The 8,976-nt window shown below is 73.9% G+C and carries 8 protein-coding genes; 1 reads left to right on the plus strand and 7 read right to left on the minus strand.

The window, feature by feature from the left end; genetic code table 11:
- Positions 1 to 35: 35 nt before the first annotated feature.
- From SSBG_RS23390 to SSBG_RS23410, 5 genes are all read right to left on the minus strand, one after another.
- Complete coding sequence (locus tag SSBG_RS23390; RefSeq protein ID WP_008748540.1) at positions 36 to 1,496, minus strand: cellulose binding domain-containing protein; 1,461 nt, start codon at positions 1,494 to 1,496, stop codon at positions 36 to 38.
- Positions 1,496 to 3,043, minus strand: coding sequence for a beta-N-acetylhexosaminidase (locus SSBG_RS23395; RefSeq protein WP_008748541.1), 1,548 nt, complete (start codon positions 3,041 to 3,043; stop codon positions 1,496 to 1,498). Before SSBG_RS23395 ends, SSBG_RS23390 begins: the two co-directional genes overlap by 1 nt.
- A gap of 166 nt (positions 3,044 to 3,209) precedes the next feature.
- Entirely contained in the window at positions 3,210 to 4,130 is a 921-nt protein-coding gene (locus SSBG_RS23400) for a carbohydrate ABC transporter permease (RefSeq protein WP_008748542.1), read from the minus strand.
- Complete coding sequence (locus tag SSBG_RS23405; RefSeq protein WP_008748543.1) at positions 4,127 to 5,002, minus strand: carbohydrate ABC transporter permease; 876 nt, start codon at positions 5,000 to 5,002, stop codon at positions 4,127 to 4,129. Before SSBG_RS23405 ends, SSBG_RS23400 begins: the two co-directional genes overlap by 4 nt.
- A 173-nt stretch (positions 5,003 to 5,175) precedes the next feature.
- Positions 5,176 to 6,450 (minus strand): extracellular solute-binding protein, encoded by a 1,275-nt coding sequence (locus SSBG_RS23410; protein WP_037870475.1) that lies wholly within the window; start codon positions 6,448 to 6,450, stop codon positions 5,176 to 5,178.
- A 383-nt stretch (positions 6,451 to 6,833) separates the two neighbouring features.
- Here SSBG_RS23410 and SSBG_RS23415 point away from each other — a divergent pair, with 383 nt between their 5' ends.
- Positions 6,834 to 7,643 (plus strand): GntR family transcriptional regulator, encoded by an 810-nt coding sequence (locus SSBG_RS23415; protein WP_008748545.1) that lies wholly within the window; start codon positions 6,834 to 6,836, stop codon positions 7,641 to 7,643.
- A gap of 21 nt (positions 7,644 to 7,664) precedes the next feature.
- Here the strand turns inward: SSBG_RS23415 and SSBG_RS23420 are convergent, their stop codons facing one another.
- Complete coding sequence (locus tag SSBG_RS23420; protein ID WP_078491395.1) at positions 7,665 to 8,108, minus strand: RNA-binding S4 domain-containing protein; 444 nt, start codon at positions 8,106 to 8,108, stop codon at positions 7,665 to 7,667.
- A gap of 78 nt (positions 8,109 to 8,186) precedes the next feature.
- Complete coding sequence (locus SSBG_RS23425; RefSeq protein ID WP_037871835.1) at positions 8,187 to 8,921, minus strand: uracil-DNA glycosylase; 735 nt, start codon at positions 8,919 to 8,921, stop codon at positions 8,187 to 8,189.
- Between the last annotated feature and the right edge of the window lie 55 nt (positions 8,922 to 8,976).

Genomic DNA, 8,976 nt, shown 5'->3' on the forward strand with positions numbered 1-8,976 from the left:
CGCGCCGGAGCGTGTCGCCCCGCCCGGGACGGTGGTCAGGAGCGGGGGACGGTGTCCTCGAAGGCCGTGCCCGCCGCGCGGTAGGCGGCGATCTTCGCGGTCACCTGCTGCGGGGTGAGGACCTGGTCCTTGACGTGCAGGACGTAGTCGATCTGCTCGTCGTAGGCGCGCGGTGTCGTGGAGGTCTGGCCCGCGAGGTCGATGAGCCACTGGTTGAAGTTGATCGACATGGGCGTCTCGGGCAGGTACTTGGCGTCGTGGGTGCCGAACTCGGCGCCGTCGATGTAGTACGTGATCCGCTGGTCGTCGATGGTGAGGACGAGGTCGTGCCAGCCGGCGTAGGACCGGCGGGACTCGGTGTGCTGGTTGACGGCCTCCCAGGGGTCGGGCCGGTAGGTCTCCCAGGAGGTCGTGTAGAGGATGTCGCCGCTCTCGCCCCAGCCGCCGTTGGGCAGGTACTCGAAGTCGTACTCGCCGTAGTCGTCGTCCATCGGGGCCTTGAGGGCGTTGATGGTGAAGAAGGTCTGCACGAGGTGGTCGCCGTCGGGGCCGCTCTTCGGCGCGTCGGAGAACTTGACCCGGGCCGCGTAGGTCCCGTTCTTGAACTTCATGTCCTTGGTGAGGACTTCGGTGTGCACGGTGGATTCGCCCGTGCCCGCCGTGGAGGTCTCCAGGTTCATGACGGTGTTGGTGCCGTCCTTCGGGAAGGTCACCTTGCGCGGGTCCCACGTGGCGCCCGGTACCCCGGGCCCGCCGGAGTTGGAGCGCACGCTCCAGCCGCGCGCGTCGAGCCCCGGGTCGGTGGAGGAGGCGTAGGAGAAGTCGTCGAAGAGCGTGGCACCGTCACCGGGCGGGTCGGTGGGACCGGTCGGGTCGGTGGGGTCCGTGGGGTCGTTGCCCTCGGGCGCGGTGCCCCAGACCTGCGTGCCGTTCAGGCTCGCGGTGACCTTGGCCCAGGCGCCGTACGAGGTTTTCGCGGCGCCGAAGGAGTAGTCGTCGTTCTGGTCGAGCGGGCCCCAGTCGGCGCGGTGGAAGCGGAGCTGGAGGTCGCCCGTGTCGGCACCGGGTGCCAGGGTGCCCGCGCCGGAGGTGAAGCCGATCTCCAGGTAGCGGTCGGCGGTCGCGGTGGGGTGGGCGAGGGTGCCGAAGGTGCCGGTGACGTTCGCGCAGCCCTTCACGGCCCAGGAGCACGCGAAGCGGTAGGCGGCGGCGTTGTCGGAGCGGAAGTAGTAGCGCAGCTTGACCTGGCTGAGACTGACCGCGCTGTTGCCGGAGTTGACGACCTTGAACCAGGGTTCGGCCTGGTCGGCGCCGGTCGAGCTCTGCCGGTACTGGACGGTGACGGGCTCGCCCGCCGCGGTCGCGGGCAGGGCGGTGAGCGCGGAGCCGACCAGCCCCGCGCCGAGGGCTGCCGCGAGGAGCGGTCCGCGACGGCGGGCGGGACGGGAGGCGGTGCGGGGGACGGCGTGCGAGGTGCTGTGGGGCAGGGGGGGCATCAGCCGGTTTCCTCTCCGGTGGACGGGGTGTCACTGAACCGGTCCGCGCCCCGGACGCCGAGGGCGTCGAGGCGGAGCCGGTGGCGGGTGAGGCGCGCGCCGAAGTCGTCCCAGTCGCGCCGCGGCGACCAGGCGCGTTCGGCGAGCGCGGTGAGCCTCGGGAAGGCCAGGTACTCCAGGTGGGCCGCGGTCGGCGCGTACTCGCTCCACAGCGCCGCCTGCCGTCCGACGACCTGCCGGGCGGCCTCGGGCTCCCAGCCCGGCGGGACGGGGTCGGCCTCGTAGACCTGGCGCAGCGTGAGCGGCGCCCCGGGCTGGCCGGGGGGTTCGCCGGGGCCCGCGTGCTGCGGGTAGTCGAGGTAGCTCGTGCGATGCGCGGAGGTGATGACCCGGTGGCCGCGGCGGGCGGCGGCGAGGCCGTGGTCCGTGTCGCGCCAGGGCAGCACGATGAACCCCGGCGGCAGGTCGGTGCCGTTCTCGCTCCAGCCGAGCGGGACGCGGTCGTGCGCGGCGAGGTGCCGCCCGGCCTGCCCGAGGAACCAGCCGCGCAGCGCCTCGGGCCCCGGCAGCCCCTCGGCGCGCACCCGCTCCAGGGCGCTGGGCGCGTGGTGCCACTCGGTGCTCGGGCACTCGTCGCCGCCGAGGTGCACATGGGGCGAGGGGAAGACGTCCATGACCTCGTCCAGGACCGTGCGGACGAAGCCGAGCGACGCCTCGCCCATGCCGAGCACCGTGTCGCACACGCCCCAGCGGGTCCACACCGGGAGGCTTCGCGCCGGGTCGTTGCCCAGGTGCGGGTAGGCGGCGATCGCGGCCCGCGCGTGCCCGGGCACGTTGATCTCCGGGACGATCTCGACGCCGCGCGCCGCGGCGTACGCGACGAGGCCGCGCAGTTCCGCCGTCGTGTACGCGCCGCCGTGCGGCACCCCGTCGCCGAGCGTCTCGGCGCGCGTCCCGCCGATCTCGGTGAGCCGGGGCAGCGCCGGGACCGGCATCCGCCAGCCCTGGTCGTCGGTCAGGTGCAGTTGCAGGACGTTGAGCTTGTGCAGGGCGAGGAGGTCCACGAGGCGGCGCAGCCACGCGACGGGCTGGAAGTGCCGCGCCACGTCGATCAGGAAGCCGCGCCGGGCCAGCAGCGGCCGGTCGGTGATCTCCACGCAGGGCAGCTCCCAGCGCTCCGCCCGTACCGGACCGGGCCGCAGCGTCTCGGCGGGCAGGAGCTGACGCAGCGTCTGCACCCCGTGCAGGAGCCCGGCGGGGCGCGCGGCGCGCAGCAGCACCGCGTCGGTGGCGACCGTGAGCCCGTACCCCTCCTCGCCGGTGCCGCCGAGCGCGGAATCGAGGACGAGGATGATCTGCCCGTCGGGTGCGGCGGGGAGGGGGCAGCCGGTCGCGGGCGTGAGCAGTTCGCGCAGCAGTGCGGCCGCGCCCTCGGTGCCGGGGGCGACGCGCAGGGCGGTGCCGGGGCCGAGGGTGAAGCTGCCGAAGCGGCGGGCGAGTTTCAGCGGCCGGGGCACGAGTGCGAGGGCCTCGCGGGGAGCGGGCATACGGGGGCCTTTCCGGGGGGTGACGGGGGCGTACGGGCAGGACGGCGCGGCACGGTGGGGCCGCTCCGGCGCGTACCGGGGTGGTGGCTCGGGGGCGTGGGCTGCGGGGCGTGCGGACGGGGCGGCCCGGTGTCCGCCGGCGTGGTCGCCGTACGGGCGCGGGGCCTCAGCCCTTGACCGCTCCGCTCGTCAGGCCGGCGCCGACGCGGCGCTGGAGGACGAGGAAGAGGACGAGCACGGGGAGCGCGAAGAGCGTCGACGCGGCCATCGTGGCGCCCCAGTCGGTGCCGAAGACGTTGGAGAACGAGGAGAGCCAGACGGGGAGGGTCCGGTCGTCCTGGTTCTTGATGATCAGCATGTTGGCGAAGGCGAACTCGTTCCACGCCGTGATGCAGCCGAAGAGCGAGGTCGCGAGGAGGCCCGGGGCCAGGAGCGGCAGCGTGACGCGCCGGAAGGCGGCGGCGCGCGTGCAGCCGTCCACCTGTGCCGCCTCCTCCAGCTCGGGCGGGATGCCGCTGAGGAAGGACCGCAGCGTCACGACGGTGAAGGGCAGCGTCAGCATGAAGGAGATGAGCGTGAGCATCGAGAGGCGGTCGAGCATCCCGGCGTCCCGCGCGATGATGTACATCGGGATGAGCAGCGCCTCCCAGGGGGCGACCTGGGCGAGGAAGACGAGCAGGATGAACGCACGCCGCCCGCGCCAGCGCAGCCGCGCCACGGCGTAGGCGGCGGCGAGCGCGACGAGCAGCGCGAGCAGCACCGAACCGGCCGTGACGAGCAGGCTGTTGCGCCAGAACCCCCAGAAGCCGTCCGCGTGCACGGCGTCCGAGAAGTGCGCGAAGGTGAGGCGCGTGGGGAGGAAGACGGGCGTCTCGGACTGGATCTGCGCGTTCGGCTTGAGCGCCGTGAGCACCATCCAGTAGACGGGGAAGACGCTCAGCACGAAGACGACGGCGGCGGCGGCACCGCGCGCCAGGACGCGGGCCGGGAGGCGGCCGCGTGCCGTGTTGCGGCGCGTCCCGCGCGGGGTCGCGGCGGTGCGGGTCTTGCCGGCGGGTGCGAGCGGCGGGGCCGCGGGGGCGGTCATGACTCGGCCTCCTGACGGAACATGCCGCGCAGGTAGGCGATGAGGACGCCGACGAGGAGCAGCACGGTGAGGGTGGAGATCGCGGCGCCGAGGTCGTAGCGGTGCAGGGCCTGCGCGACCTGGTAGGCGTAGACGGGCAGGGTCGTGGTCGCGGAGTCGGGGCCGCCCTTGCTCAGCGCCCAGATCTGCGCGAAGCAGCGGAAGACCCAGATCACCTCCAGGCACAGCACGAGCCCGAAGACGGGCCGCAGCAGCGGCAGCGTGACCGAGCGGAAGATCCGCCACGCCCCGGCGCCGTCCATGCGCGCGGACTCGGTGAGTTCGGCGGGGACGGTGAGCAGCGCGGCGTGCAGCGTGATCGCGACGAACGGCACGGACTGCCACGTGATGAGCAGGACCAGGACGGCGAAGGTCGCGGGGCCGTGCGCGAACCACGCGTAGTCCTGGAAGGAGTCGAGACCGAGCCGGGTGAGCGCCCAGTTGACGACGCCGAGGCGCGAGGAGAAGAGCCACTGGAAGACGGTCGTCGTCGCGATGACCGGGCTGGCCCAGGCGAGCACGAGGCCGCTGAGCACGAGCGTGCGCGAGAGGCGCCCGAGCGAGCGGAGCAGCAGCGCGACGAGCGTGCCGAGGCCGAGGATCAGGACGACGTTGACGAGCGCCCACAGCAGCGTGCGCCGCACGACCCGCCAGAACTCCCGGTCGCCCAGCACCTCCTGGTAGTTGCCGAAGCCGGCCCCGCTCGCCCGGCCGCGGATCAGTTCGCCCATCCCGAAGTGCTGGAAGGAGATGACGAGGTTGCGGACCAGGGGATAGCCGAGGAGGAGCGCGGCGCCGAGCACGGTCGGGGCGATGAGGAGGTACGGCCACAGGGCGGCGAGGCGGACGCGGGCACCGGAGGCGGGGTGGGGGACCCCGTCGTGCCGGTCGCGCCGCGGGCCGCGCCCGGCAGCGGGTACGGGGGGCGCGGGTACGGGGGGCGCGGCGGGCCCGGCGGCCTCCGGGGTGCGCCCGCGCGCGCCCCGGAGCGTGCCGCGGGTGCCGCTCACTTCTTGAGGGTCTTGGTGATCGCGGCGGACGCGGCCCGCGCGGCCTTCGCCGGGTCGGTGCCGGTGAGGACGGCGGTCATGTAGCCCTTGACCGGGTTGGTCGCCTCGACGGCGGCCCACTCCGGGGAGTTGGGGGTCGCGTGGCCCCGGGCCGCGCCCGCCGCCATCGCCGCGGTGCCCGCGTCGCCGGCGACGGCCTTCGCGAGCGAGGTGCGGTTGGGCACGTAGCTCATCGTCCGGGCCATGTCCGTCTGCCACTTCGTCCCGGTGAGGGCCTTGACCACCTGGTAGGCGGCGTCCTGGTGCGTGGACGCCTCGGGGATCACGAGGTCGGAGCCGCCGGTGAAGACGGAGCCGGGCGTGCCCGCCTCCTTGCCCGGCACGGGGAAGAAGCCGATCCTCCCCTTGAGCGCGGGCGCCGCCTCCTCCACGAGCTTCGCGCCGCCGGGGACGGAGACGACCTGCGCGACATCGCCCTTGGCGAAGACGTCGGCCTGCGGGGGCTTCGCCTCGTCCGAGTCCTTCGGCCCCTTGCCGAGCGACTGGAGACTCTTGTAGAAGGCCATGCCCTTGAGCGCCTCGGGGGAGTCGAGCGCGCCCTTCCAGGAGTCCCCGTCCTTGACCGCGAGGTCGCCGCCCTCGTCCCAGATGAACCCGGCCAGGGTGTACCAGTTCTGTCCGGGGAGATAGATGCCCTGCGTCCCGCCCTTGTTCAGCTTGCGGGTGTCGCGCAGCCACTCGTCCCGCGTGGCGGGGGGCTTGGTGATGCCGGCCTCGGCGAAGAGGTCCTTGTTGTAGAGCACGACGCGGTTGGCGGCGTACCAGGGAATGCCGTACTGCTTCCCGTCGATCCTGCCCGGCTCGGCGAGGCCGGGCAGCCAGTCCCCGCCCTTGAGGCCCGTGACCCGGTCGCTGAGGTCCTTGACCCCGCCGCTCGCCGCGTACTGCGCGACCTGCGTGTTGCCGACCTCGATGACGTCGGGCGCGTCGTTGCTGGCGAGGGCCGCGGTCACCTTCTCGCCGATGCCGTCCCACTCCTGTATCTGGACGTCGAGCCGGATCTTCCGGTGCCGCCGCTCGAAGTCCTTGGTGAACCGGCCGAGGAAGTCCTCGGAGACGCTGTCCCGCATGACCCACACGGTGACCTTCTCCGGGCTCTTGGCCGTCCCGGAGCCGCCGCTGCCGCCGTCGTCGGAACAGGAGGTGAGACCCGCCAGCCCCGCGAGACTCAGCGCGAGGACGAGCGGGGGAGTGGTAAGCCGCAGCTTCATGGGCACCTCATCAAGGAGTTGACCAGTTGACCACTGGTCAGTTGGTGAGCAAGAAGGTGACACAAGGGGATGGGGCCGTCAAGAGCCTTGTGCAGCTTGGGTGATGAGGGAGTTTGGGGACGCGGTGGGTAGTGTGACGGGCGGGGAAGGGGGTGCGTGCGCGGGGGGCTTTGGTCCGCTCGCCTGACCAGTAGGGTTTACTGGTCAAGTCGGTGGGTCCGCGGTCATGATGGAGTGACCGGTGTGCGGGTCCGTGGTGGCGGGACGGGAGGCGGGCGACGGTGGCGGAGCACGAGGCGGGGGGAGCGCCGGGCGTGGGCGGACGGGCCGAGGCGGGGGGCCCGGGGGACGGCGCGGGTCTCGGCGCGGGTCACGGTGGCGCGGTGCCGAAACGGGAGCGGGTGCGGGAGTACCTGCTCTCCCTCGTGGAGGCGCGGGCGCCCGGCGACGCGATCCCCTCGGAGCGCGCCCTGAGTGCCCAGCTCGGCGTGTCGCGCCCCACGTTGCGCGCGGCGGTGGACGAACTCGTCGCCACCGGACTGCTGCGCCGCGAGCACGGGCGCGGCATGTTCGTCGCACCCGCGAAGATCACGCAGGAACTCGTCTCGGACGACGGCGCGCTCTCGGTGCCGCTCGCGCAGGGCACGTGGTCGAGCCGTGTCCTGGAGCACTCGGTGATCCAGGCCGGGGCGCGGATCGGCCGCAGGCTGCGCCTCTCACCCGCCGCGCGTCTCGTCTACATCGCCCGGCTGCGCCTCGTCGACGGCCACCCGATGGCCATCGAGCACCTGCACATTCCGCAGGACCTCGTCCCCGGTCTGTCGGCGGCGGAACTGGAGGCGGGCGACCTGTACGAACACCTCCGCGAGAGCCACCGGGTCGAGGTGCACGAGGCGACCCAGTCGATCGAGCCGACCGTCGTCAACGAGGCCGAGGCCGGCACCCTCGACGTCCCGCTGCTCTCCCCGGCCCTGCTCATCGAACGCCTCACGACCGACACGACGGGCCGCCCGGTCGAGTACGTCCACTCCGTCTACCGGGGCGACCGCTACCGGATCGTCTCCCGCCTCGCCCTCGGCCCGGCCCGCCACACCGCGCACCCCACCGTCCACCACCCCGGCATCCCCCCGGGCGACCTGGCCCCGGCGGACATCATCGGCTCTTCCACGGTCGGGGACGTACAGGGGGGCTGAGCGGGGGAGGGGGGTACGGGCTCAGCCCCGTTCCCGCCCCGCCTCCCACTCGTACGACGGCGGCTGCGGGAGCCCCATTCCCGCCCCGCGCAGGCGTTCCATCTCGCGCCGGTCGCGCTTGGTGGGGCGGCCCGCCCCGCGGTCCCTGATTCCGGCCGGGGCGACGGCCGCGCGAGGCGGCGGGGGCGGGCTGTTGTCCTCGTAGCACGTGACCGCGACGGGCGCGCCCACGCGCTTGCGGAGCAGGCCCCTCACGACGAGCACCCGGTCGCGGCCCTCGTGCCGCAGGCGCACCTCGTCCCCGACCCGGACGGCGGCCGCCGCCTTGGCCGGGGTGTTGTTGATCCGTACGTGCCCGGCGCGGCAGGACGCGGTCGCCGCCGAGCGGGTCTTCACCATCCGCACCGCCCACAGCCACACGTCCACCCGTACGTTCCCGGGCCCGGTGTTCACCTCGCTCGCCATGCCCCGAGCCTAAACCGGAGAGCGCCGGGACGGTCCTCCCGCGTCCGGGCCCGCCCGGCCGTCCACTACCCGCCGCGCTCACTCCTCCGTCACGTCGAGTCCCGCCGCGCGTCCCGCGTTCCGCAGCACCGTGCGCAGCATCGCGGGGGTGAGCAGCCCGGTGAAGGTGTTGCGCTGGCTGACGTGGTAGCAGCCGAAGACGTCGAGGGGCGGGCCGCCGTCGTGCGCGGCGAGCCGGACGACCGCTCCGTGCCCGAAGCGCGGGCGCGGGCGCGGTACCGTCCAGGCGGCCTCGGCGAAGGCGGGCAGCGCCGCCTGCCAGCCGAAGGCGCCGAGGATCACGACCGCCCGCACCGTGGGGCGCAACAGGGCCAGTTCCTCGGCCAGCCAGTGCCGGCAGGTGTCCCGCTCGCGCGGTGTCGGCTTGTTCTGCGGCGGGGCGCAGTGGACGGGCGCGGTGACCCGGGTGCCGAGCAGCCGCAGCCCGTCCCCGGGCGCGAGCGGCTGCGCCAGGTTGGCGAGCCCCACGCCGTGGAAGGCGTGGAAGAGGACGTCGCCGGAGCGGTCGCCGGTGAACATGCGTCCCGTCCGGTTCCCGCCGTGCGCGGCCGGGGCGAGCCCGAGGACGAGGAGTCGCGCGTCCTGCGGCCCGAAGCCCGGCACCGGCCGCGCCCAGTACTCCTCGTCCGCGAAGGCCGCCCGCTTCACCCGGGCCGCCTCCTCGCGCCAGGCCACCAGCCGGGGGCAGGCACGGCAGGAGGCGATGCGTGTGTCGAGCGCGTGCAGTGCGCCGCTCGCTCCGTCGTGGATCATGCCGTCCACGGTAGGCGCCCGCGGGTCCCGCCACCGGTCGCCCGCCGGGCGCGCC

Origin of the sequence: Streptomyces sp. SPB074 (genome assembly GCF_000154905.1) — a bacterium.
Lineage (GTDB): Bacteria > Actinomycetota > Actinomycetes > Streptomycetales > Streptomycetaceae > Streptomyces.

Bases quoted from the DNA above. Each gene is read 5' to 3' on its own strand.
- SSBG_RS23390 (WP_008748540.1), bottom strand. From the start codon at position 1,496: ATGCCCCCCCTGCCCCACAGCACCTCGCACGCCGTCCCCCGCACCGCC.
- SSBG_RS23395 (WP_008748541.1), bottom strand. From the start codon at position 3,043: ATGCCCGCTCCCCGCGAGGCCCTCGCACTCGTGCCCCGGCCGCTGAAA.
- SSBG_RS23400 (WP_008748542.1), bottom strand. From the start codon at position 4,130: ATGACCGCCCCCGCGGCCCCGCCGCTCGCACCCGCCGGCAAGACCCGC.
- SSBG_RS23410 (WP_037870475.1), bottom strand. From the start codon at position 6,450: ATGAAGCTGCGGCTTACCACTCCCCCGCTCGTCCTCGCGCTGAGTCTC.
- SSBG_RS23420 (WP_078491395.1), bottom strand. From the start codon at position 8,108: ATGGCGAGCGAGGTGAACACCGGGCCCGGGAACGTACGGGTGGACGTG.
- SSBG_RS23425 (WP_037871835.1), bottom strand. From the start codon at position 8,921: ATGATCCACGACGGAGCGAGCGGCGCACTGCACGCGCTCGACACACGC.